Origin of the sequence: Paenibacillus sp. PK1-4R (assembly GCF_030369595.1) — a bacterium.
Lineage (GTDB): Bacteria > Bacillota > Bacilli > Paenibacillales > Paenibacillaceae > Paenibacillus.
The window spans coordinates 3,340,786-3,365,215 of sequence record NZ_CP126535.1; the positions used below are offsets into that span (position 1 = coordinate 3,340,786).

18 protein-coding genes are annotated in these 24,430 nt (G+C 44.8%); 17 read left to right on the plus strand and 1 reads right to left on the minus strand.

From position 1 onward, the window contains the following. Positions 1 to 26: 26 nt before the first annotated feature. The 7 genes from QNO02_RS14590 to QNO02_RS14620 all read left to right on the plus strand — a co-directional run bounded on the left by QNO02_RS14590 (position 27) and on the right by QNO02_RS14620 (position 10,225). Positions 27 to 872 carry a carbohydrate ABC transporter permease gene (locus QNO02_RS14590; protein WP_289392559.1) on the plus strand — a complete coding sequence of 282 codons (846 nt, stop codon included), beginning with the start codon at positions 27 to 29 and terminating at the stop codon, positions 870 to 872. Positions 873 to 889: 17 nt separating this feature from the next. Next, on the plus strand, positions 890 to 1,837 hold the full coding sequence (locus QNO02_RS14595) for a carbohydrate ABC transporter permease (protein ID WP_289392560.1): 948 nt from the start codon (positions 890 to 892) through the stop codon (positions 1,835 to 1,837). Positions 1,838 to 2,111: 274 nt separating this feature from the next. Then, the gene (locus QNO02_RS14600) at positions 2,112 to 3,815 is read left to right on the plus strand and encodes an RICIN domain-containing protein (RefSeq protein ID WP_249910694.1); all 1,704 of its coding nucleotides are present in this window, start codon (positions 2,112 to 2,114) and stop codon (positions 3,813 to 3,815) included. A gap of 291 nt (positions 3,816 to 4,106) precedes the next feature. Next, positions 4,107 to 6,458, plus strand: a complete 2,352-nt coding sequence (locus tag QNO02_RS14605; RefSeq protein ID WP_289392561.1) for a helix-turn-helix domain-containing protein — start codon at positions 4,107 to 4,109, stop codon at positions 6,456 to 6,458. A 275-nt stretch (positions 6,459 to 6,733) separates the two neighbouring features. After that, positions 6,734 to 7,588, plus strand: coding sequence for an ABC transporter permease (locus QNO02_RS14610; protein WP_036671100.1), 855 nt, complete (start codon positions 6,734 to 6,736; stop codon positions 7,586 to 7,588). Positions 7,589 to 7,615: 27 nt separating this feature from the next. Continuing rightward, positions 7,616 to 8,545, plus strand: a complete 930-nt coding sequence (locus QNO02_RS14615; RefSeq protein ID WP_133384775.1) for a carbohydrate ABC transporter permease — start codon at positions 7,616 to 7,618, stop codon at positions 8,543 to 8,545. 72 nt (positions 8,546 to 8,617) lie between these two features. Next, positions 8,618 to 10,225, plus strand: coding sequence for an ABC transporter substrate-binding protein (locus QNO02_RS14620; protein WP_371129066.1), 1,608 nt, complete (start codon positions 8,618 to 8,620; stop codon positions 10,223 to 10,225). Between the two features lie 223 nt (positions 10,226 to 10,448). Here QNO02_RS14620 and QNO02_RS14625 read toward each other — a convergent pair whose 3' ends face one another. Further along, complete coding sequence (locus tag QNO02_RS14625; RefSeq protein WP_289392564.1) at positions 10,449 to 11,591, minus strand: family 8 glycosyl hydrolase; 1,143 nt, start codon at positions 11,589 to 11,591, stop codon at positions 10,449 to 10,451. 290 nt (positions 11,592 to 11,881) lie between these two features. Between QNO02_RS14625 and QNO02_RS14630 the strand changes: the two genes are divergently transcribed. The 10 genes from QNO02_RS14630 (at position 11,882) to QNO02_RS14675 (ending at position 24,212) form a co-directional block, all read left to right on the plus strand. Then, entirely contained in the window at positions 11,882 to 13,165 is a 1,284-nt protein-coding gene (locus tag QNO02_RS14630; RefSeq protein WP_289392565.1) for an SGNH/GDSL hydrolase family protein, read from the plus strand. Between the two features lie 41 nt (positions 13,166 to 13,206). Then, positions 13,207 to 13,980 (plus strand): alpha/beta hydrolase, encoded by a 774-nt coding sequence (locus QNO02_RS14635; RefSeq protein ID WP_289392566.1) that lies wholly within the window; start codon positions 13,207 to 13,209, stop codon positions 13,978 to 13,980. Between the two features lie 71 nt (positions 13,981 to 14,051). Then, entirely contained in the window at positions 14,052 to 14,687 is a 636-nt protein-coding gene (gene xynA, locus QNO02_RS14640) for an endo-1,4-beta-xylanase XynA (protein ID WP_091030490.1), read from the plus strand. Positions 14,688 to 14,820: 133 nt separating this feature from the next. Then, on the plus strand, positions 14,821 to 15,660 hold the full coding sequence (locus QNO02_RS14645; protein ID WP_289392567.1) for a formylglycine-generating enzyme family protein: 840 nt from the start codon (positions 14,821 to 14,823) through the stop codon (positions 15,658 to 15,660). A 306-nt stretch (positions 15,661 to 15,966) separates the two neighbouring features. After that, on the plus strand, positions 15,967 to 17,082 hold the full coding sequence (locus QNO02_RS14650) for a response regulator transcription factor (RefSeq protein WP_289392569.1): 1,116 nt from the start codon (positions 15,967 to 15,969) through the stop codon (positions 17,080 to 17,082). 4 nt (positions 17,083 to 17,086) lie between these two features. After that, positions 17,087 to 18,868 carry a sensor histidine kinase gene (locus QNO02_RS14655; protein WP_091030483.1) on the plus strand — a complete coding sequence of 594 codons (1,782 nt, stop codon included), beginning with the start codon at positions 17,087 to 17,089 and terminating at the stop codon, positions 18,866 to 18,868. 13 nt (positions 18,869 to 18,881) lie between these two features. Further along, entirely contained in the window at positions 18,882 to 20,423 is a 1,542-nt protein-coding gene (locus QNO02_RS14660) for a response regulator (RefSeq protein WP_289392570.1), read from the plus strand. 139 nt (positions 20,424 to 20,562) lie between these two features. Then, positions 20,563 to 22,218, plus strand: a complete 1,656-nt coding sequence (locus QNO02_RS14665) for a type 2 periplasmic-binding domain-containing protein (RefSeq protein ID WP_091030480.1) — start codon at positions 20,563 to 20,565, stop codon at positions 22,216 to 22,218. 113 nt (positions 22,219 to 22,331) lie between these two features. Continuing rightward, on the plus strand, positions 22,332 to 23,297 hold the full coding sequence (locus QNO02_RS14670; RefSeq protein WP_084174602.1) for an ABC transporter permease: 966 nt from the start codon (positions 22,332 to 22,334) through the stop codon (positions 23,295 to 23,297). A 12-nt stretch (positions 23,298 to 23,309) separates the two neighbouring features. Continuing rightward, positions 23,310 to 24,212, plus strand: coding sequence for a carbohydrate ABC transporter permease (locus QNO02_RS14675; RefSeq protein WP_017688457.1), 903 nt, complete (start codon positions 23,310 to 23,312; stop codon positions 24,210 to 24,212). Positions 24,213 to 24,430: the final 218 nt, after the last annotated feature.

A 24,430-nucleotide genomic window follows, 5' to 3' on the forward strand; every position in this document is an offset into this window, starting at 1 on the left:
GTCGTACGTATGCTCAGCAGAAAGCCATGTGGGGCGTAATCTACGTGCTTCCCTGGCTCATTGGTTTTGTGTTGTTTTTCTTCATCCCGCTGTTAGCCTCTCTGCGATACAGCATGAGTACAATTCAAGCTAACGCGGAAGGCATAGCGATTCAGTTCAACGGTGTTGCGAATTACATTCAGGCGCTAACCGTCAATACAAGCTTTAACCGTGCGTTAATTGAGGCGATTACAGACGTACTCATCAACGTACCGCTTATCGTTATATTCAGTCTGTTCCTTGCCGTCATCCTGAATCAGAAGTTCAGGGGCCGGGCTGTAGCACGGTCGATCTTTTTCCTGCCCGTTATTCTGGCATCGGGAGTGATTATGACACTGGAGAGCACCAGCCTGATTGAAGCGGTTAATCAGAGCAGCACAGGTGGAAGCTCACTCGGGACATTTGAACTCGAAAATCTGATGGTTAACGCTGGAGTGAGCGATTGGATCGTCACGTATCTGAGCAGCGCCGTAGATCGGATCTATCAGATCGTCAGTCAATCCGGTGTACAGATTTTGATCTTTTTGGCAGGGATCCAGACGATTTCCCCTCAACTGTATGAGGCTTCGAAGATGGAAGGGGCGACGGGTTATGAAGCCTTTTGGAAAATTACGTTCCCGATGGTCAGCCCGCTTATTTTTGTCAATGCGATCTATACGATCATTGATTCGTTTGCCAATAACGCCATGACGGAACTGATCCGGGATACCGGCTTCGTCAAATTTGACTTTGGATTAAGTTCTGCCATGGCATGGGTCTACTTTCTGGCCATTGCCATCATTCTGGTTATCGTATCCATCATTTTCTCGAAGCGAGTCTTCTATCAAGATTAGAAAGGAGGGTGTCCCACGTGACAACATCACGATTATTATCGCTGGAGCATTGGAAAGGCTGGCTGTGGGCCATGATCCGATTCGTTCTGATTACCGGTCTTTCCTTCGTTATCCTGTTTCCCATATTTCAGAAGGTTTCCACATCCATCAAAGCTAAAGGTGATCTGTATTCGGCAGTGGTGGTGTGGATTCCACAGAACTTCTCCATCAACAATTTCAAAGAGGCGATACGCGTCATGGATTACTGGGCAACGCTGTTTAATACGTTTGCCCTGTCTGCAACGACTACACTGCTGACTACAGCATCCTGTGCACTTGCAGGATACGGATTCGCCAGACTGAAATTCAGGGGAAGCAACTTGCTGTTTGCTGGTGTAATTCTGACGATTCTTGTACCGCCAACGACCATTCTCATTCCGGTATACCTGAATCTGAAAAGCTTTGATCTCATGGGGCTTATGACGCTCATAGCCGGCAAACCTGTTAATTTGCTTAATACCTATTGGCCGTTTATTCTGACGGCGATTACGGCCAATTCACTTAAAGCCGGTTTGTACATCTTTATCTTCCGGCAATTCTTCAGGGGTATTCCGAAGGAAGTGGAGGAGGCGGCCTATGTGGACGGCGCGGGCATCGGAAGAACATTTTCAAGAATCATGTTGCCCAATGCCATTCCGTCCATGGTAACAGTCATGCTGTTTTCCTTCGTATGGCAGTGGAACGATAGCTTCTATACGACGACTTATCTGACTTCAAGTAAAGTCATGTCGACCCAGTTATCGTCCCTTCCGTATAATTTGGCCCAGCAGGTTACTGACGGTGCAGCTTCCCAGGCCGATCCGTTCTATCTGAGCATGATCCAGGATACAGGAATCCTTCTTGCCATTCTGCCTTTGATCGTCATCTATTTGTTTGTGCAACGATATTTCGTAGAGAGTGTAGAGCGTACGGGAATCGTGGGTTAAGTTAATTTCTCCTGTACGTTTGGAGTGGGATCAGTCTGGAAGAGGGAGGAGGAACTTCATGCAACATTCCATCTGTGAAAAGGGGCATGTAACGATCTCATGAACGTCTGCTCACAGCAGAACCGCGATCCTTCCCTGCGCAGGATCCCCCTGCTGGTGTGGAACGGGCTGCGGGAGCGGGCGCCGACCTGAGCGATCTGTTTGATCAGAGATATTCTGACGGAGCTTACCTCGCATTATTGCAAGGCAATATATCAGATCAGGAGGAATTAAAGTGAAGAAGTTCATGACATCTTGTAAACTTTTACTCATTCTGGCTTTATTGATCACAATTGCTCCATGGGGAGGCAGCCGTGCCGAAGCATGGGTGGGCATGCCGATGGGCAAGCTTCACGTAAACGGCAAAAACCTGGTGAACAGCAACAACCAGCCTGTGCTACTGAACGGTTGGCATCAACCCTCAGGTGCCTACTGGACATATCAGGACAGCAATTATTATCTCAATCTGCATGGAAATAACCGTCATGCAGCTACACTGGCTTATCTGAAAGACATTACCGATACTTTTGCTGACACCAGCGCGAAGTACGGAAGCAATCATGGCTGGAATATGAATCAGGTACGTCTGTTCATCGATCGTCAGGACATGGGAGATGTGGCTGCTGGTACATATAACTTTGCCGGTGTGCAGACCGTTACGCAAAATGTAATTATTCCGTACATTCAATATGCCAAAACAAAAGGTGTCTATGTTGTCCTGGGACTAGACTTCACATTGAAGGATGATCAGGCGACAACACCTGCCAACCTGCAAAAATTCAACGAAATCTGGGGTTATCTCGCTTCACGCCCGGAGATCAAAAGTGCAGACAACGTTCACTTCGAACTGATCAACGAACCGGTGAAATCCTATGCCAATGGACATTGGGGTGGATACAACGGGGAAAATGACTTTGTGGATCACTGGAATGACTTGCGTAATTTCCAAAATTCCATGATTTCAACAATTCGCAGCAAAGGTGCGGACAATGTCATCTGGGCGGCAGGTCTGGGATACAACCAATTTTACAGCTTGACGGCAAGCCATCCATTGACTGACCCGCTCAACAACTATGGGTATGCGGTTCACTGGTACCCTGGTTATGGCGCATATGATAACTTCTCCATCCTGCAAGACCAGTGGAATACCAACGTGAAGGCAGCCGCTGACAAATATCCGATTAACATTACCGAGGTAACCTGGTTCAAAAACAAACCTGGCGATTCGGCCTATTGGAACTTGTTTAATGGCAGCAATGAAGGTTTTGGGACGAATACCAAAACAATCTTCAACGCCGCAGGCAATGTCAGCATTGCAGCTCATATGAACGGATTCATTCTAAGTGAAGGACCACGAAGCTCCTTTGCCGACCCAACGGCTGGACTGAAGTGGGATGGAGATGCTTCACGGAGTGCCATGGGACGATTCCTGTTTAACTGGTACCATGAACGTGCTCAGACTTACCCTGGCAGTGGAACAGGTGGACCAACAACAGGTCTTGTATCCGGTGCAACCTATAAAATTGTAGCCCGGCATTCCAACAAGGTTATTGATGTCCCAGGTGGTCTAAACGAAAACAATCTTCAGCTCCAGCAATGGAGCGATCTGGGCGGTAACCCCCAGAAGTGGGTTCTGACTTCGATCGGTAACGGCAACTATACACTGACAAGTGTGAACTCACCCGACAAAGTCATCGACATTCGCAACGGTACCAACACCAATGGGGAAGTGGTCCAGCTCATGAGCAATCTGAACACAACCGCTCAGCATTTCAAAGTGAATGACCTTGGAAACGGATACTGGAGTATCATCAACGTGAACAGCAACAAAGCGATTGAAGTGGCAAACGCTTCTACTTCGGATGGTGCCAAGTTGCAGCAGAACACCTACACAGGTGCTACAAACCAACAATGGAAATTTGTTGCCGTTAGCAATTAATAAGCACAACGTTAAACAAAACCTCCCCAAGTCATTTCATGTCTTGGGGAGGTTTTTTGCGTTTATTTTTGATACTTTGGGATGATGCCATGCGAAGGTAAAATACAACTATATTTGTACGCTAACCCGCAGAGTGACAATTATTTTCATGCAAGCATTGTACGCTGCAGTATGTAAATGTACCATAAGGAAGAAGTTGTACCTTCACCAGGAAGAAATGCCCGGTGTATCATTGAACAGCTACCTTATCACAGAGAAATGTAAGCGCTTGATAAAAAAGGGAGGGTACATATGCAGCTCCTATGGTCCAAATTTTCACCCGTGTTCCGCCGATTCCTTATTTCGTATCTCATCATCCTGATGATTCCTCAAATCGCGGGATATGCCTCTTACCAAGCTTCCATTGAAGCAGCCCGTTCCAGCTCCATTGAGAACAGCTTGAAGTCACTGAGTCTTGGCAAAGAGATCATTGAGCGAAATCTTCTTCAAGTCGAAGCTTTTACCAGACAGCTTGCCGCCAATCCCGATTTGCAAAATTTAATTGCTGGCCCAAAGCCGCATGATCTCTACAATGTCTACGGTATGAACCGTATGCAGCGGAGCCTCTCCATGTACAGCAGTACCAATGATTACTTGTCCCATTTCTTCATTCACATTCCCAACTACAATGCCATCATCACACCAAGAACTGTGTATTATCGTCCAGAGCATTATTATGCTGCTAATCAGTTGGATGGTATGTCGTTTGAACAATGGTATGACCAAATTCTCAAACAACCACACTTTAATGAAATCATACCGCTTCGAAACTATAAACGTGAAATACTCGGCACAGTGCTTGCAGACGTTCCCGCCATTACGTTTCTGCAATCTCTGCCTTTGAACAGCTTTAACAAACCGCAAGCGACGATTGGTGTCATGATTGATCAGAATCAGATGGCCAGTCTTACTCAAAATATTGTGGATCAATATGGCGGCTGGACTCTCGTCACCGATGCGGAAGGGCGGATCATTTTCTCCCTTGGCATTGAACAAGCCGAAGCCGAGCAAATGGCACAGAGTCGCCAGAGAGAAGCTAACGCTGCGGAAACGGAGCTGAACGTGCAGAATGTACAGCCTGGAAGTGATGGTCGGCTGCTGATATCGATACAGTCCAGTCAAAATGGATGGAATTACATGGCAGGGATTCCGGAGAAAGCACTCATGACAAAAGCGGACCAAATCAAACAAGTCACGCTGGCGTTTACTTTGGCAACCATTGCCTTGGGTCTGTTAATTGGGCTGGTTCTGGCCTATCGAAATAGTGCACCCGTTTACAGATTGTTGGCCTCTTTTCGGGAACAAATCACCGATTCGCCAGGCAGACGGGGCAATGAATATGATTTTTTGGCAAGCCATATTAACAATCTGATTGCAAATAATGACTCACTTAAAAACGCCATGAATGAGCAGATTCCGTTATTGAGAGACGGTTTTATCAAACGTTTGTTAACCGGAGAAGTTTATACCTCACTTGAGCTGGAGGTTATCTCATCTCAGGCGCACATTTCTCTTCATAGCAGCCAGGGCTTGGCAGGCTTAGTGAAGGTAAACGGATATGCCAATCCAGACAGTGAAGAAATTATTCATGAACTGGGTGTTGCAAGGCTGCTCGTCAAACAAGTACTTACAGAGTGGAATGGGCAACTACTGATCACGGATTGGGGAACTGACCAGATCGCTTTTGCCTGTCCATTGGATGAGAACCCATTGAATGAAGCTGTTGGGAGATGTGAAAAAGAGCTGAACACGTTGATGGAAGTGATCTACCGGGAGCATCGGATATCCACAACAATTGGCACAGGTGCAGCTTACGAGGTCTGGAATGATGCAGGGCGCTCCTTTGACGAAGCCAAACAAGCTCTGGATTATGCCATTCATATGGGAACAGATCATCTGGTGAGATTTGAAGATACGATGAAGGAAAATGAAATGTTCTATTATCCGATTGAGTCTGAACAGCGACTGCTGAACACAATCAAAGTCGGGGAGCCTGAAGAGGCGATACGCATTCTGGAGCAATTGTTTCTTCGTAATTTAGAGGAGCGGGAACTGTCCTACGAGATGACACAGCAGTTCATCATGGAGCTGAAGGGGACTTTTCTGAAGTTGGACGAACCAAAATTCAAGCTGGATGCCTCCCTGCTGGAGGAATATAAATCTCGTGTGACATCCATTCAGATGACAGAAACGATTACTTCGCTGCGTGCAAAATTCAAACAGTTAACGGAAGACATCTGCGGTGATTTCCAGAGAAGAAGAGCAGGAGCACATGCGGATACTGTAAGCGAAATGATTTGTTTTATCCAACATAATTATGGGGATGCAAACTTGACGATCTACCGGATTGCCGAGCACATGAGCAAGTCCGAGAAGTTTATATCCCAACTGTTCAAAGAACATACGGGAGAGAATCTTTCAGATTATGTAGAACGGGTACGCATTGATGCTGCCTCGAACTTGTTGCACTCCACCTGTCAGACCATTGACGAGATCGCGGAGGCCACCGGGTATAATAGTGCACATTCATTCCGCCGAGCTTTCAAGCGGGTACGCGGCATTTCTCCGAGTGTGTTTCGGAAAATGGACGTTCATAGCCGTTAATGTAGGTTGTTTCTCGAGAACTATATTCGCCTTTTGTACTTTCTCAGCGTAACTGTACCTTTACGCATCCCCAGCGAAATCTTATGATTACTCAAAAAGTAAGCGCTACCAAGACGAGTTGCAGTTCAGCACGATTTGGAGCCAAGAATGGGGGGATGATTCTGAGAACCACAATGACCAGTGAATCAAAGTCCGTAGAGAAACCAAGTAAAACGTTTGCCTTGAAGCAAGCATTATCCAGAAGCTGGAGGCGACATTGGCAGCTGTATCTGCTGATCCTGCCACCGATTGCTTACTTTATTATTTTCAAGTATGTACCCATGGTGAATGCGGTCCTGGCATTTAAAGATTACAACGTCATCAAGGGGATCTGGGGCAGTCCGTGGGCCGGAACCAAGTATTTCGAATTACTTTTCAAAAATCCGGCGTTTGTCATGCTGATCAAGAACACGCTCTACATTTCGTTTTACAGCCTGATCGTTGGTTTCCCAATTCCTATATTACTGGCGCTGGCGCTGAACGAAATCAAAAACATACGATTCAAAAAAACAGTACAAATGGTGACGTATGCTCCATATTTCATCTCTACGGTTGTTATGGTCTCCATCATTATGCTCTTTCTGTCTCCTAGGCTGGGTATTGTCAACACGATTGCCGGTGCCCTTGGGTTCGAAGCGGTGAATTTTCTGGGTGAGCCCGGACTGTTTAGATCCATCTACGTATTCTCCGATGTGTGGCAGGGGATGGGGTACTCCGCTGTGATATATCTGGCTGCTCTGGCAGGTGTTGATCCATCCCTATATGAAGCGGCCAAAGTGGACGGAGCCAACCGTATACAGAAAATCATTAATGTTGATCTGCCTGGACTACTTCCGGCAGCCGTCATCATTCTGATCTTGAGTGTAGGGAATATCATGGCTGTTGGGTTCGAAAAAATATATTTGCTGCAAAATCCGCTCAACCTGTCTGCTTCGGAGATCATCTCCACGTATGTCTATAAAATAGGATTGCTGAATGCCAATTACAGCTTCGCTACTGCGGTTGGCCTGTTCAACTCGGTGATTAACCTGATTCTTCTATTAATCGTAAACGCGGTCGCCAAGCGACTGTCCAATACAAGCTTATGGTAACGGGAGCGAAAGGAGGAGAACCAACCCATGTCTAACACACAGACAAATGCAGGTCGTTCGCGGATCAAGAGCAGCAGTACAATTCGTGAATCCTGGGGAGACCGCGTATTTATAACAGTTGTTTATTTCATGTTGACAGTCGTGCTCATTGCCGTGCTGTATCCCTTGATCTATATTGTGAGTTCTTCGCTTAGCAGCCCTGCTGCCGTCTCCTCGGGAAAAGTCTGGTTGTGGCCCATTGACCTGACGTTCGACGGTTACAAGTCTGTATTGCGGAATGATCAAGTCCTTACCGGTTATGCCAATTCCCTTTTCTATACAGCCTGCGGCACCTTCATCAGCGTGGCACTGACCATTATGATTGCTTATCCATTATCCAAAAAAACGTTTGTTGGTCGCAGCTCGTTAATGATGTTTATTACCTTCACCATGTTGTTCTCGGGAGGTTTGATCCCTACCTATCTAGTGGTGAAAACCATGGGACTGATTGATACCCGCTGGGCGTTGCTGATTCCCAATGCCGTCTGGGTATGGCAAGTCATCATTGCCCGTACCTTTTTTCAGAACTCGATACCGGAAGAATTGTCCGAAGCAGCAGATATCGATGGCTGCAGTGACATCCGGTTTATCTTCAGTATTATCCTGCCACTCGCCAAACCGATTATTGCCGTGTTGTCACTTATGTACGCTGTCGGTCAGTGGAATGCATACTTTGACGCCCTCATCTACCTGAAATCACAGTCGCTCTATCCGCTACAGCTGATATTGCGCAGTATTCTTATTCTGAACAGCAGTACGGGGAACATGGATGCATCGGAAATGATCAAACAGCAGCAGATGGCTGAACTCATGAAGTATTCGTTAATTGTGATGGCCAGCTTGCCGGTGCTAATCATCTATCCTTTTGTTCAACGGTATTTCGTGCAAGGCATGTTGATTGGCTCAGTTAAAGGATAAGTTCATTTTTTCTATCTATTCATGAGGGAGAGGATTGTATTGAAAAAAGCGGGATTCATCATTCTTACCTTTATGCTGTTTACCTCGTTGGTACTTGCCGGATGTTCAAGTTCTGATAAGGGGAACGGGGAAGGCAGCGACCCGTCAGGCAAGACAGCCATTAATGTGTTTGCTCACCAGGGTTCGGATACCAACCTGTCCACTAACAAATTCACGAAGAAAATGGAAGAGAAGTTTGATATTCAGTTCAACTGGACTACTGTTCCATTCGACGGTGCAGCGGAGAAAAGACAGATTTCACTGGCTTCCGGTGATTATCCGGACTTGTATCTGCTCATCCCTTGGGTAGATCGATTCTCCCAGACAGACTTGTTGAAGTTTGGTCAGCAGGGGGTTATTTTGCCGCTGAATGATCTGATTGAGGAGCATGCTCCTAATATTAAAAAAGTGCTTGAAAGCAATGACTATTATCGGGCCATGAACACTGCTCCCGACGGAAATATCTATGGTTTGACGGGTCTAAATGAATGTTTTCACTGTTCATACCCGAACAAGATGTGGGTCAACACCAAATGGATGGAACAACTGGGCCTGACCGAACCCACGACGACAGAAGAATTTAAGGAAATGCTTCGGGCATTTAAAACGAAAGACCCGAACGGGAACGGCAAAGCCGACGAAGTACCGCTAAGCGGTTCGACTGAAAATTTCGGTGTGCACATTATTCCGTACTTGATGAACGGTTTTATCTATGACGACGATCGGAATTATCTGATTGTCAATCAGGGGAAAGTGGAGACGGTAGTGAACAAACCGGAGTGGAAAGAAGGACTTGCCTATATTAAATCCCTGTACGATGAAGGGTTGATTGATCCAGGGGCTTTTACCCAAAATGTCGGGGCCTTCAAAAAAATTGGCGATAACGCCGACGCACAGCTTCTGGGTGCCGGGGCAGCCATGCATCCATCGTTATTCGTAACGACTGCCGAAGGTTCACCTTACGGGAATGATTACAATCCCATCCCTCCATTGAAGGGACCCAATGCTGCTTATGCTACGTACAACTATCCGATTGATCCCGGAGCGTCCTTTGTACTGACAAACAAAGCCAGTGAGGAAACGCAGATCGCGGCCATAAAGCTGCTGGATTATTTCTATACCCAAGAAGGGACCATGGCATCATATCTGGGAGAAGAGGGCGTAAGCTGGCGCAAACCACAAGAAGGAGAAGTGGCGCTCAATGATCAGATTGAGCCGTTATATAAAGCCATTCCGCTTCCTTCTGGAGAAGAACCTCGTAATGACAGTTGGGCTGCATTAAGTCAGTACAATCATCACCGTGCATATCGGGACGCCGAAGTACAGGGGACAGACATCTATGCCAATGATGGTTATGAGCGACGGCTCTATGAGGCGACATTGTTAATGGAGGGCAAGGAACCGAAAGAGGTTTTCCCTCATTGGGCATTGTGGGTAGATCCGTCCCTTGCTGATGAAGCCAGCATGATGCAGACCAATCTCAAGGATTACATCGATCAGAACGCCCTGCAATTTATTACAGGCGCCAAAAATCTGGATAAGGATTGGGATGAATATGTGAAAGGCCTGGAGGGACTGAACATTAATCGATATCTGGAGATTATGCAGTCTTCCTATGATACTTCTTCTGTTTCCAAATAATTAAAGTATCTGAATCATACAGAGCGGGAAAAGTTAATGTCTGTATTTGCACACCCAAACGTTCCCGGTTCGCAATCAATATATGCGAGCCGGGAACGTTTTTTATTGATATAGATTAAATCGTAAATTTCAATGCATCCTTCTTAAAATTCTATGATTGAACCTGTCCTGCAAGCCAAATATTCACAGGACAGATTCAACGGTTCGCGCACATTCCCTTGGTTTAGTACATGCGATATCTTCCGCTTAGAGCCAGCATGCTGAAAAAATACAAGCAATTGTCGTAATAACGTCGCTCTCCCTGACGCAGAGGGGTGTTCCAGAACTTGCGAACGAATGTGTCAGCATGTGGACCGTCCGCAGCCAGTGAAGCCATGGCATTGGTAGCCAGCAAACCTACAGGATGCAGTGAAGGTTCGTCGAAAGGTTCACCTTCTATTGTATAACGACGATAATCGGACATTTCAATATCACTGAAGAAGGACTGAATCCGATTGGATTGTTCGATCTGCCAGTGATCCTTGCGGAACCATTCCCAGTCCAGCGCTACATTTGCAGCAACACGGTAGGCATCACTGTAAAAATGTCTGAAATCACCATGCGGCTGTATAGGAGCCGGAGAGCCGTCATAGTTCGCATATTCAGGTGATAGTCCGGTTACGGGATGGCAGGCTGTATGAAGGTAAGCACGACTAGCGGCCGCCGCTTCTTTCCAGAAGCTCTGATCTTCTTCATCCGCATATTTCGCGAATAGTTCATAAAAATGAGGCAAATGGTAGGAGGGGTCGCTAAACGGTGTTTCTGGTATGAATTTGATCAGTTTTGTTTCCGGGTCCCACATGGGATCGCCTTCGCCGTCTTCGCCCTGATGTATACATGCACGAAGGATCTTGCGGGCTTGTGCCTTGTAATCATAAGGTTCAGCGCCATCGCCCCAGCGGTTGGAGGCAAAAAAAAGCGCCATGGCAAAAAACTCCTCACCATCAGGAGCAGGACCTTGCGAGAGTCGGGTTCCGTCAGGCTTGCAATGCCAGGCAAAATAATCTTTATAACGTCCCGCTTTATGTTGCATAAACGTGTGTGAGAAATTCCAGAGTCGATCAAATTCTTCCTTTTTGTCCATCTGAACAGCCATCATCATGCCATAGGACATGCCTTCGGAGCGAACATCGAGATTACCGGTATCCAGCAAATATCCTTTGTCCTCACCCATGGGGTAATATATTCGAGTATTTTCATCGCCATAAAACAGCTCGTTCCATGTTTCTTCCAATCTGTTCGTGATCTCATTCTCATCGTAACCTAGCTTCAAAAACAGATTTGTATATGTACCCGTATCCCACGCGCCTTGACCCGTGATATTCATGAGTATCCTCCTTCATCAATGCGGTTTTTCAAAATTATAACATGGAAATAGTATACAAATTAAAGCGTTTACATGAAAGATTATAGGTGTTCTGATCTGCATGTCATTGTACTCAACTTAAAATGATATATTGGTTAAAATCCTATACTTTGTCAGGTTGTTGTAAAATTATGTAAGGGATAGACTTTGGGAGAAGGATCACATCTGATCTAATAATAATACAAGCTGTGATCCTTTAAATGTTGTTTGAGGATGGTCAGAATCTAACCGGAAGGATGTGATGGTGATTTATGCTCCCGGATTCAGGAGATGCAGGTGAAAACAAGGAATTCACTGCACCGCGCGATCCAGTTGGAGTGAAAGCGTCGGCAGTCAAGCCCGCAATTGATTTTGAGTCACATAGATATCGCGACATGATTGGCCGATCTCTTCTGAACAAAGGAAATAATGTCAGATTAAAACGAGCCATTGAGAAGGCAAAAAACGGCGAACCTGTCGTTATCGCTTATATTGGAGGCTCCATTACCCATGGTGCTGGTGCAGTACCTATTCATCTCCAAAGTTACGCTTATCGGTCGTATGAGTCGTTCAAATTTATGTTTGCGCTTTCAAAAGATAGTCCGATTCACCTGATTAAAGCAGGTGTGGGTGGAACTCCTTCAGAACTGGGGATTGTACGTTATGATCGTGATGTGCTGAGAGGAGGTGCCGTTCAGCCGGATATTGTCATAATCGAATTCGCAGTCAATGACGCAGATGATGAAACCCAAGGTAAATGTTACGAGAGTCTGGTACTCAAAGCACTTACTGCCGATAACAAGCCAGCGGTTATCTTGTTATTCAGTGTATTCGAAAATGACTGGAATCTACAGGATCGTCTCGCTCCGGTAGGCTGGCATTATGATCTGCCAATGGTAAGTGTGAAAGATGCTGTCGTAGATCAGTTCAACAAGACAAAAGGTGAAGGCAACGTTATTTCCAAAAACCAATTTTTCCATGATATATATCATCCAACTAACATAGGGCATCGAATTATGGCCGATTGTTTGGAATATTTGTTCGACGTGACGAATCGTTCTGAGTGGGATGAGAAAGATCATGATATTGAAAAAGCTCCGCTAATTGGAAATGAATTTGTTAATGTGAAGCTGTTGGATCGGAAAAACGGCAATCACATTGCCCGAATCGATGCAGGCTCTTTTTGTAAAACAGACACGGATTTGCAGATGGCTGAGATGGATGCTCATGACTATGGTACACCTCAGTTCCCCAATAACTGGATGCGTACAGGAGAGGGAAAAGAGGATCAGAGCAGCTTTCGGATAAGTTTGCAGTGCAAAAGCCTCATTCTGATCTTCAAGGATTCTGGTAACGACGAATTCGGAACTGCACATATCAAGGTAGATGGGGTATTCGTCCAAAAAGTCGATCCGCGTCAAGTGAACTGGACCCATTGCCATGCCATACTTCTGCTTAACGAAGAGCATGTGGGGGAGCACTCCATCGAGATCGAAATGGCGGAAGGTCATGAACATAAATGCTTCACCATTCTGGGTTTTGGCTATGTGGATTAACTGAAGACTGATAGTCACTCATATGTTCGGAGGAAAAGAGAATGGAATTGATCTCACCAGCAGTAACGGGATATGACCAGTATCGGGAGAATATACCACGTGGAGTCATGGAGACGGTAGAGTATCCTTCCACCACGGTTGACACTTCCCGTAAAGCGATGGTGTACACCCCACCAGAATTTTCTTCGACAACGATGTATCCTGTACTTTTTCTTTTGCATGGTATTGGTGGAGACGAAACCGAATGGCATACTCATGGTTCTCCCCAAATTATTCTCGATAATCTGTACAACGATAACTTGCTTGAGCCAATGGTTATTGTTTTCCCCAACGGTCGTGCAATGTCGAATGACCGAGCTGAAGGAGACCTGTTTGAACCTGAGAAAATCAAAGCATTTAAACGGTTTGAATCCGATTTGCTCAACGATTTGATACCTTACATGGAGTCGAACTACCCTTTGCATAAAAGCCGGGATAAAAGGGCGATTGCTGGTTTATCCATGGGTGGAGGTCAATCCTTAAATATCGGATTAAGTAATCTAGACCATTTTGCATGGATCGGTGCTTTCTCCGCAGCCCCAAACACCAGAAGTCCGGAGCTACTTGTCCCTGATCTTTCGAAAGCGCCTTCATTACTCTCGCTGTTATGGATCTCTTGCGGTGAACAGGACAATCTTATAGAGATTAGTCTTGGGGTTCACCAATATTTGGCGCAACACGGAGTCCCTCACATTTGGCATGAGGAAAGTGGAGGACATGATTGGCTCGTATGGAAGAACGATCTGTATCTGTTTTCGCAACGTCTTTTCAAGTGAATTTGCTGAAGAACATTCATATCGGATTGTAGCATCAACCTAATCTATTAAAATATCAGGAGGTATTATCTATGTTCAAATTTAGCAAAAAATTGTTAACCGTTGTTCTTGCAGCTTCCATGAGTTTTGGTGTCTTCGCAGCAACATCGAGCGCAGCAACAGATTATTGGCAAAATTGGACAGATGGCGGAGGAACGGTCAACGCCGTGAATGGATCGGGCGGGAATTACAGCGTGAATTGGCAAAATACCGGGAACTTTGTTGTCGGGAAAGGGTGGACATACGGTACACCTAATCGAGTAGTCAATTACAATGCTGGTGTATTTTCTCCATCAGGTAACGGATATCTGACCTTCTATGGTTGGACAAGAGGCGCACTCATTGAATACTACGTGGTGGATAGCTGGGGAACATATCGTCCGACTGGCACGTACAAGGGCTCAATGACTAGTGATGGTGGCACATACGACATTTATACAACGATGAGATATAATGCACCTTCCATTGATGGTACGCAGACTTTCCCTCAATATTGGAGTGTAAGACAGTCCAAGAGACCGATCGGAGTCAATTCTACCATCACGTTCAGTAATCATGTGAATGCATGGGCGAGCAAAGGGATGTACTTAGGCAACAGCTGGTCCTATCAGGTGATGGCAACGGAAGGTTATCAAAGCAGCGGAAGCGCAAACGTGACGGTTTGGTAAAAATGTTGTGATGCAGTTCAACGTCTGCACCTGCATTTGAATTCAATTTTCCGGTAGCGTTGAGTAACGTTATTCTCTAGACTAACCGACCTCGACGTTGCCGGATTTAAGCTTAGTAAAGGAGAATAATTGAATGAGGAAGCTGGTATGGTTAATTTTAATCGCTATAGTTGTTAGTCTAAGTGCTTGTTCAGCAAGTAATACCAAATTAAACGATGACTTGGTATTTGTCGAAGGGGGAGCCTTCAAGAGTAGTAAGCCGAGTCAGATTGATAAAAATGAAACGCTGGATTCCTTCTATATTGGCAAATACGAAGTAACTCAAAAAGAATGGATGGAGGTTATGGGGGAAAACCCTTCTGGCTTCAAGGGAGATGACCTGCCTGTTGAAATGGTCAGCTGGTATGACGCAGTGGAATACTGTAATCAAAAAAGTATAAAAGAAAACCTGAAACCTTATTACAATATAGACAAAGACAATCAGGACACGAATAACCACAACGAAAACGACAATATAAAATGGACTGTAACGATCAACGAGGACGCCAACGGTTACCGTTTACCCACAGAGGCGGAATGGGAATACGCTGCAAGCGGGGGTCAAAAGAGCTTAAATTACACATACAGCGGAAGTAATAATCCTGATGAAGTTGCTTGGTACTGGGTAAATGCCGGCGAGAAGATTCTGACGGGTGACTGGAGCTGGCCCGCTATTGAGAGCAACCGTAATCAAACCAAAAAAGTCGGAACTCAGAAGGCAAATGAGTTAGGAATCTATGATATGTCTGGGAATGTGAGAGAATGGTGCTGGGACTGGTACAGTGATTCGGAAAGTCCCAATCCATCCTGGCGAGTTGTAAAAGGCGGAGGCTGGATTGGCGGTGTCAATAACAATGAAATATCATTTCGAGGCAAATTTGATGCAAATGGTTTTGGTCCCGATCAAGGATTCCGTATTGTACGTGGAGAATGAAAAATCTTTTTCCTGACAATAGATTACTTCTGAGCTAAACCTATACTTTGTCGGGTGAAAACCTATAGTTTAACAGGTTGTTGTGCCAAAATGTAAGCGTTACACTTGAATTGTTATCCCGACGCTTCGCTACAATCGGAGCGTTCTTATAGTACGGTCTGGTGGAAATTTTGTACTCCAAGTTGTGCGAGCAGACAACAATCCTGCTGTTGTTCTGCTGTTTAGCGTTTCTAGAACAACTGGAATCTACCTATAGATATAGATAAAATACATGCAGCTGATCAAGGATAAAAGAGAGGTGAGCTAATGTACAAGGTCATTGTCGCGGATGATGAACCGTTTATGCTAGAAGGATGGAGAACGATGATTGACTGGCGAGCTTGCGGATATGAACTATGCGGAACGGCAACGGATGGGGAGGAAGCACTTGCTTTATTCAACTCGGTTGAACCGGATCTTGTCGTCACTGATATTCAAATGCCTGTTATGGATGGTCTTGGTTTGATTCACACCTTGCGAGAAGATCTCGCCTATACCTCTAAAATTGTTATCGTTACAGGATACTCGGATTTTAATTACGCGAAGCAAGCCATACGGTATCAGGTCGATCAGTATGTGCTTAAACCTCTTGTTCCCGAGGAAATTCACCAAATCCTTATGGAAATGATTGAACCTCTGGACAAACGCAGAAATGAGCAAAAACAGCAAAATGGAGTCATGGTTACAGATGAAACCGATGAGAATCATCTTAATGAATATCGGATAAGCGAAGAATATGATTTAGAGCAAATGATGAACATCTCCAAAGAGATCTTGGCGTTGATTGAATCAGAAAATACGTATTCTATCGATATTGCAGTGAGTGCACTGTTAGAGAAAAGTAAAAAAGCAGAGGTTTCGTTGGAATGGATACATCATGTCATTCGATATATCCATGGGGAGTTGCTACGTAAATATGGAAAAAGAGAGGGTTGCAGAGAAATACTCTGTGAAAAAGAATGGCATGAGGCTGCGAGTTGGTCTTCCGGCACATTGCAAGACCTGTGTGTTCGACTGTCCAAGCAACTTTCCCAGTCTGAATTGAAGCAAAAGACGGGTACGGGAGGGCTGGTTGCAGAAGCAGTGAATGAATTGAAGCAACACTATCGAAGTAAAATTAAATTACAAGATGTAGCTAATCGAATTCACGTGAATTCTGCCTATCTGGGTCAACAGTTCAAGCGGGAGATGGGGGTCAGTTTCAGTGACTATGTACACCAGCTTCGTGTTGAGGAGGCCCGTAAACTCCTGCGACGTACCAATATGAAGATCACTGACATTGCATTCAGGCTAGGATATCATGATGCTGAATATTTCACCCAAAAGTTCAGAGCGCATACAGGGGAGCTTCCGTCAGTCTATAAAAACAAAAACCAAGGGTGATCATATGCGTCATAAATTCTGGATGTTCAGTAAGGTTAATGATATTCCTCTCCGATCCAAATTTCTGCTTATTTATGTACTTAGTATTCTCCTTCCTGTAATAACGATTAATATCTTCTTTTATCAACGCACCTCTGCGGATATCAAGATTAGAGAACAGGAAAATCTGCGTAAATCCATCGACAGGGCTGCGGGGGAACTGCTTGGCATGATTGATGAGAGCGTTGCCCTGAGTCGAATTATTGCAGCAGACGATTCGCTCTATGAGGCACTGGATCGGACCTATCACTCCCCCGTTGATTATTACAACGTCTACCATGCATTCCTGCGTGACAAATTAACACGGTATATGTCAGCGAATATTCTGGAGGTGCGTATTTATACGGACAACGATACCATTCAGACGGGCAGTCATTATATTGTAATGAAAGACAAGAATGTACTCCCTGGATTGAAACAGCTGAAATCCACCAGTGGAGGCATTCTTGTCGTTGATTATATTGAGCCATCCGGATTTAACGCGGGAAGAAGAATCAGTGTGATTGGCAAAATGGACACCTATACTTCCTATGCAAATTACAACAAGTATTCCAAGATTGATCTGGAACTTAGCCGGGTGTATAGCATTTTAAATCGTGAATCAGACAGTCTTCAGCTGCGTCTGGTGGACAGCAACAATCGAACTGTCGTTTCAAGTGGAGAGTTCAGCGAAACCGACTTATCCCCCCCTGATAATGAATCAATGCTCAAGGAATCTGGGGATTCTGCTTACACGCTCGAAAAATCGTTGGGGAATCTAGCCTACCTAAAGGGTTGGAAATTGATTGGAGTTGCTGATACGCGTCACCTTGACCACCTGCTGCAAGAAGCCTTTAAATCAATTTTGGGGTTACTCGCATTAAGTATCGTGGTCCCCTCTGTATTGATCTATATTATTTTGCGTTCCTACCACTATCGGATTCGCAAGCTATCCAGACATATGGAGAAGGTTCGTAACGAACGATTCGATCTGATTGAAATTCACGAAGGCCGCGACGAAATTGGCGGGCTTATTCGTACATTTAACATCATGATTGGTAAAATTCATACGCTGATTAATGACGTATATAAACTGGAAATCCGTCAAAAAGATCTGGAGCTGGATCAAGTGAGGACTGAATTGTCCATGCTCCAGAGTCAGATGAATCCCCATTTTTTATTTAACACATTAAATGCCTTGCTGGTCGTTAGTACGAAGAATGGATATACAGAAGTAATTGAGATTATTAAAAGTCTGTCCAAACTGATGAGACAGTTGCTCAGTCATTCTGACAATCTGATTCCTTTGCAAGAAGAGCTGCAATTTACGAATCTTTATCTCCAGATTGAGAAGTTTCGCTTTGGAGAGCTGTTTGATTACACCTTCGAGGTTGATCCTGATGCAGCTTCGTTGCTTATTCCACGAATGAGTATTCAACCGCTCGTCGAAAATGCCTGCAAACACGGCTTGCAGGCGCGGAAAAATGGAAGGGAGATCAAGATAACGGCGAGACGAAACACGTCTGAACTGGTTATTCAAGTGATCGATAATGGAATCGGTATGGATGCAGGGAGACTAACCGAGCTCCTGCGAGATATCCGTTCTGAAAGACCCAGGAACGGCGAGCATGTAGGACTCCGCAATGTCTACCGCAGGTTGGAACTCTTTTATGAAGGAAATGCGATATTTGATCTAAGCAGTGTACCTGGAAAGGAAACTATTGCAGGGTACCGTATACCGATCTCCAAGCTGGAACAGAGGAAATAGGAGGTAAACTCTCATGTACAAAGTACTGTTAGTCGATGATGAACCGTATGCCATTGAAGGGTTACAGCTTCTGATCAATTGGGAAAAGTATGGTTTTGAAATCAGAGGTGTGTGCGCCAACGGTGAGGAAGCCATTCGTATGATGGAACAAGATCAACCTGATCTCGTGGTGACAGACATTCGTATGCCTGTGATGAATGGGCTGGAACTTGTCGAAGAAGCAAGGCGATTGGAACATGAGTCTGTGCTGTTTGTCATCACGAGTGGATACAGTGACTTTAATTATGCCAGACAAGCTATTCGATTAGGTGTCTCCAACTATTTAACCAAACCGGTTGACAGTACAGAAGCAGAGGATATGTTGGTCCGTCTCCGTATGCAATTACAGGAGCGTGAAACCCAGGAACGTATAAGGGAACATGCAAACGAGCAAAAGATCAAAGCGTTTTTGTCTGCACTGATTAAGGATAAGCAAAATGTATCGGAGGAGGAGATGTCAGAGATCCTTCCTCGTTTAAACAAGTCCCATTGGGCATACCTGCGGATAGCCTTTCAGGGAGATATTCAAGAAGTCTGTTCAGTAGTCGAACAAACGGCTGAAGAAACAACTTGCTGTTATGTGATAGACAGAACAAGAGACTCATTGGGACTTGTATGGGGGGAGGAAACGAATGATAGGAATGAGACATTTGAGGCAATTAAAGCTTTTACCCAGCGTTTGATGAACAATATGCAACATAACGGCTGCGAAGAAATTCATATCGCGGTTGGATTAACGGTCAACAAACTGGAGCATTTATCTGAATCCTTCCGCTCCGCTCAGGAAGTTGGGCGTTATTTATTTTTTAACCAAGAGCGTCTTTTGTTTGCCGAAGATATTCAGCTGGAGAATTGGCAGTTTGATCCGGAAACGCTGTCAGAGGTGGACCATATTTGCGATTTGCTTGAAAACGGTTCTGTAGAGGAACTCTCGTCTGCGATTCGGAGTGCTTTTGAACTGTTTGTACAGATGAAGGCTGCGCCAGAGATTGTACATATTTTCTCTACCCATATTATATTCCGCGGACTGTCCCTGTGCAGAGAATTAGGAGGAGAACCTAATTCTCTAATGAATGAATTGGCGAGTGGAATTCTGGAGAAGGGCCATCGAAATATAGAAGAGGTTGCTAACAATCTGGAACATTTCTGTTTGCAATGCAAGTCAGAACTGGCTATTTTCCGGGAAAGGCAAATGGGTGGCATCCAGGCAACGGTTGCTGAATATGTGCAGATGCATTACAGGGAGACATTTACGATCCAGGAGCTCGCAGAACGATTCTACGTGAACCCTGTCCATTTAGGGCAATCCTTTTTGCGAAAGTATGGTAAGGGTGTAATCGAGGTAGTACATGATCTAAGAATGGAAGAAGCGAAGCGTCTGCTCCAGCAGACGAATCAAACATCCAGTGCGATTGCAGAGCAGGTAGGGTACCGCAGTTACCAGCATTTTCTTAGACACTTCGAAAGACGAACAGCCATGAAACCTGTAGAATACAGGCAAAAGTATGCGAATTGATCCATGAAAAAGAAGAACCCCTCCTGAATAAGACCTACAATTACAGGGGGGTAGACCTTAAATGTATATATTTTGTAACCGCATACATTTCTTCATACTAAAAACAGTAAGACATACCACTTCCAAGGAGGGCAAGTACATGGGGGGACTTAAGAAAAAGAAGCTTTGGGGTTCCGTATCACTCGTTCTGGCTTTGAGTTTGGCACTTGCAGGATGCAGCGGTGACAATGAGAAAACGACTACAAAGGATGGGAAAGAGGTACTGAATATCACGGCCTTTATCGGAACGCCAAATCAGGCGCCTGCTAAAGATAACCGAATCTACAAGAAGATCCAGGATGAACTCGGCGTCAATCTTGAGATGGAGTTTCTTGTGGGTGATCTTCAACAGAAGCTCGGCGTTATGATTGCCGGTGGCGATTTCCCTGACTTGATCACAGCAGATACCAAATTGGTATCAGCCGGTGCGGTTATTCCGCTCGAAGATCTCATTGAAGAGCATGCACCTAATCTGAAGAAACATTTCGGTAAAGACTGGAACCGGATGAAAGACTCCAGTGATGGACATATTTACTGGTTGCCTAACTATGGTGTGTATACAGGGGAGTTCATTAGTAACTATTATTCTGGTCCTGCATTCTGGATTCAAAAGTCCATACTGAAGGATGCCGGGTACCCGACTCCTAAAACGTTGGATGATTTCACAAAGTTGATCCGTGATTATGCAGCCAAGAATCCAACTATTGATGGTCAACCGACGATTGGTTTCACTACATTGGCTTCAGACTGGCGGACGTTCCCTTTGCTTAACCCACCTGAACATCTTACGGGTCACCCCAATGACGGGGGCGTAGTCGTAGATGATAGTGGAGTCGCAACCGTTTTTGCCGACAAAGATATCTCCAAACGGTATTATAAAGAACTAAACAATCTGTATAACGAGGGATTGCTGGATAAAGAAGCCTTTGTTCAGAACTATGATCAATATTTGGCTAAAATTTCTTCGGGACGTGTGCTTAGTATGTTCGACCAGCACTGGAATTTCCAAGCCGGCGAAGACCCACTCGTAGCACAGGGGAAAATTGGCCAGACATACGTAGGCTTCCCGCTTGTCTATGATACAAGTATCACAGATCATTATCTGGATCGTCCGGTCATTAACTTGAACAATGGTTTTGGTATCAGTAAAGATGCCGAAGACCCAGTCGCACTCATCAAATTCCTCGATAAGCTTATGGACGAGAAGTACCAGAAGCTCTTGTCATGGGGTGAAGAGGGTGTAGACTATCAAGTGAATGAAGAGGGAAGATTCTATCGTACACCAGAGCAACGGACAGAGCAGGATGATCCGGCATGGAGATTGGTTAACAAAGCTGAAGGTTTCTACGCTGCTGCACCAAAGCTCGAAGGAACATTTGAAGATGGCAATGCAATTGGAGCGATCAACCAACCTGAGGAATTCTATGACAACCTCAAACCGGAAGATAAAGAACTTCTGGATGCATATGGCTTCAAAACGTGGAGCGACTTCTTCTCTCCTGCACCAGAAAATCCAGTGTACTATCCAGCATGGCAGGTCGATCTGAAAGAAGGCTCTGATGCTGCGGTAGCGAACAAACAAATGACAGACACTTCGTTGAAATTCTTGCCTAAGGCGATCATGTCAAAACCGGATGAGTTCGATAACATTTGGACTGAATATGTAGACGCTTACAAGAAAATCGATGTCAAATCCTATGAAGACCGGATTAATGAACAACTGAAATGGAGAATCGAGAACTGGTCTGTTAAATAAAAAAAATGCGGCAATGATTCTCTCGGAAGGTATCAACCAAAGGATTACTCAGGTGAGTGCCTTCCGAGGATATCATGCATAAAGTCGCTGCAAGCCAATAGGAGGAGTGAAAGATGGCGAACACGCCTGGAGCCATACCAGAGCAAACTACCCGTACAGTCGTTACCAAAGCACCACTGTTAAAACGATTGCGCGGACAAAGACAACTCATGTTCATGTCATTGCCCATCGTTGCGTACATTCTCGTATTCTCGTATTATCCCATTTGGGGCTGGGTTATGGCCTTTCAGAATTACAGTCCTGCGAAGAGTTTCACCCAGCAGGAATGGGTCGGGCTCAAACACTTTAAGTTTTTGCTAACAGACGATGCATTTCTTAACGTGCTTCGTAATACCATTGCGATGAGCGTAATCAATATGGTACTCGGATTTGCGACAGCAATTATATTTGCCATTTTACTTAATGAGATCAAACATAAGTTATATAAACGAACCATTCAAACAATATCGTATTTACCTCACTTTCTCTCATGGATTATTGTGACAGGTATCGTAGCAAGTTCACTATCTGTAGATGGTGGGATTGTGAATGTGGTACTCATGAAGCTGAATATCATTCAAGAACCTATCATGTGGCTTAGCGTTCCGGAATACTTCTGGGGCATTGTAGGCGCATCCCATGTATGGAAAGAAGTTGGCTGGAATGCCATTATTTATTTGGCGGCCATCACGTCTATCGATCCTTCCCTCTATGAAGCGGCAGAGATTGATGGTGCGAACCGATATAAGAAAATGCTGTATGTGACCTTACCCGGAATCAAATCCATTGTTATCATTTTGCTGATCATGAATATGGGCTGGATTTTGGAAGCTGGATTCGAGGTTCAGTATCTGTTAGGTAATGGTGTGGTTGTCGACTGGTCACAGACGATAGATATATTTGTCCTGAAATATGGACTACAGATCGGGAATTATTCTTTGGCTACTGCGGCAGGTATCTTCAAAACAGTAGTTAGTATCACGCTGATCTTTGCGGCGAATTCAATTTCCAAACGGCTCGGGGAAGACCGATTAATATAAGGGGGACTAGAGATGGGAATCAATAAATCTCGGCTTGAACCGATTGTCTTCCATACGTTAAATGGTATACTGATGATCGCAATCGCGATTGTTACCCTGTATCCGTTTGTGAATACACTCGCCGTATCTTTCAATGCCGGTAATGACACCATCCGGGGTGGGATTTATCTGTGGCCTCGGGTATGGACAGATCAGAACTACAGAGCAGTATTTGCAGGAGGGACCATCTTCAGCGCCTTTGGTATATCTGTGGCGAGAACGGTTTTGGGGACAGTGTTAAGTCTATTCTTAACCTCCATGCTGGCTTACACACTAAGCCGAAAAGATTATATATTACGAAAGCCCATTACCATTACAGTTGTTCTTACGATGTATTTTAGTGCAGGTCTTATTCCAACTTACTTCCTAATGAAAGATTTGCATTTGTTAAACAACTTCCTGGTGTACATTATTCCTGGGCTGATCAGTGCCTTTAATATGATTGTTATTCGAACCTATATCCAGACACTACCCGAGGGATTGATCGAATCCGCCAAAATTGATGGTGCTGGAGATTTCAGAACATTCATTTCCATTATTCTACCGCTGTGCCAACCGGTTCTGGCTACTGTTGCACTGTTCATTGCAGTGGGTCAATGGAATTCTTGGTTTGATACGTTTCTGTATGCATCTTCCAAACAAAACCTGAGCACGCTGCAATATGAGTTGATGAAACTATTATCATCTTCTATGAATTCCAACAGCAGTGCAGCCGTCGCCAATGGTGCAGATCTTGGCGCTGCGCGCAACATGGTCACACCTGTATCTATTCGGGCAGCGATTACGATTGTTGCCGCATTACCCATCTTAGTCGTATATCCATTTTTGCAGAAGTATTTCGTTCATGGCTTGCAGCTTGGAGGGGTAAAAGAGTAAACTTAATGCAGTTCCAGATAACCGATCAAAAACGGTCACTAGGTGACCGTTTTTTCATGTTTTTTAAACGGCGGACCGTAGTATGTCAATTGTACACGAATCTAACTTATTCAATAATGTTGTTGACAATTAAATTAAAGTTACTATAATTTATATTTACTTGATTCACCAGTCAGTCTCTTTTCAGGGTGCCACTGCGCGCGAAAGCCCTATATCAA

What these genes read in the sequence shown, in the direction of transcription:
- QNO02_RS14630 (WP_289392565.1), top strand. Translation starts at nt 11,882, where the DNA reads ATGCTCCCGGATTCAGGAGATGCAGGTGAAAACAAGGAATTCACTGCA.
- QNO02_RS14590 (WP_289392559.1), top strand. Translation starts at nt 27, where the DNA reads ATGTGGGGCGTAATCTACGTGCTTCCCTGGCTCATTGGTTTTGTGTTG.
- QNO02_RS14615 (WP_133384775.1), top strand. Translation starts at nt 7,616, where the DNA reads ATGTCTAACACACAGACAAATGCAGGTCGTTCGCGGATCAAGAGCAGC.
- QNO02_RS14620 (WP_371129066.1), top strand. Translation starts at nt 8,618, where the DNA reads ATGCTGTTTACCTCGTTGGTACTTGCCGGATGTTCAAGTTCTGATAAG.
- QNO02_RS14625 (WP_289392564.1), bottom strand. Translation starts at nt 11,591, where the DNA reads ATGAATATCACGGGTCAAGGCGCGTGGGATACGGGTACATATACAAAT.
- xynA (WP_091030490.1), top strand. Translation starts at nt 14,052, where the DNA reads ATGTTCAAATTTAGCAAAAAATTGTTAACCGTTGTTCTTGCAGCTTCC.
- QNO02_RS14665 (WP_091030480.1), top strand. Translation starts at nt 20,563, where the DNA reads ATGGGGGGACTTAAGAAAAAGAAGCTTTGGGGTTCCGTATCACTCGTT.
- QNO02_RS14655 (WP_091030483.1), top strand. Translation starts at nt 17,087, where the DNA reads ATGCGTCATAAATTCTGGATGTTCAGTAAGGTTAATGATATTCCTCTC.
- QNO02_RS14660 (WP_289392570.1), top strand. Translation starts at nt 18,882, where the DNA reads ATGTACAAAGTACTGTTAGTCGATGATGAACCGTATGCCATTGAAGGG.
- QNO02_RS14645 (WP_289392567.1), top strand. Translation starts at nt 14,821, where the DNA reads ATGAGGAAGCTGGTATGGTTAATTTTAATCGCTATAGTTGTTAGTCTA.
- QNO02_RS14650 (WP_289392569.1), top strand. Translation starts at nt 15,967, where the DNA reads ATGTACAAGGTCATTGTCGCGGATGATGAACCGTTTATGCTAGAAGGA.
- QNO02_RS14635 (WP_289392566.1), top strand. Translation starts at nt 13,207, where the DNA reads ATGGAATTGATCTCACCAGCAGTAACGGGATATGACCAGTATCGGGAG.
- QNO02_RS14605 (WP_289392561.1), top strand. Translation starts at nt 4,107, where the DNA reads ATGCAGCTCCTATGGTCCAAATTTTCACCCGTGTTCCGCCGATTCCTT.
- QNO02_RS14675 (WP_017688457.1), top strand. Translation starts at nt 23,310, where the DNA reads ATGGGAATCAATAAATCTCGGCTTGAACCGATTGTCTTCCATACGTTA.
- QNO02_RS14670 (WP_084174602.1), top strand. Translation starts at nt 22,332, where the DNA reads ATGGCGAACACGCCTGGAGCCATACCAGAGCAAACTACCCGTACAGTC.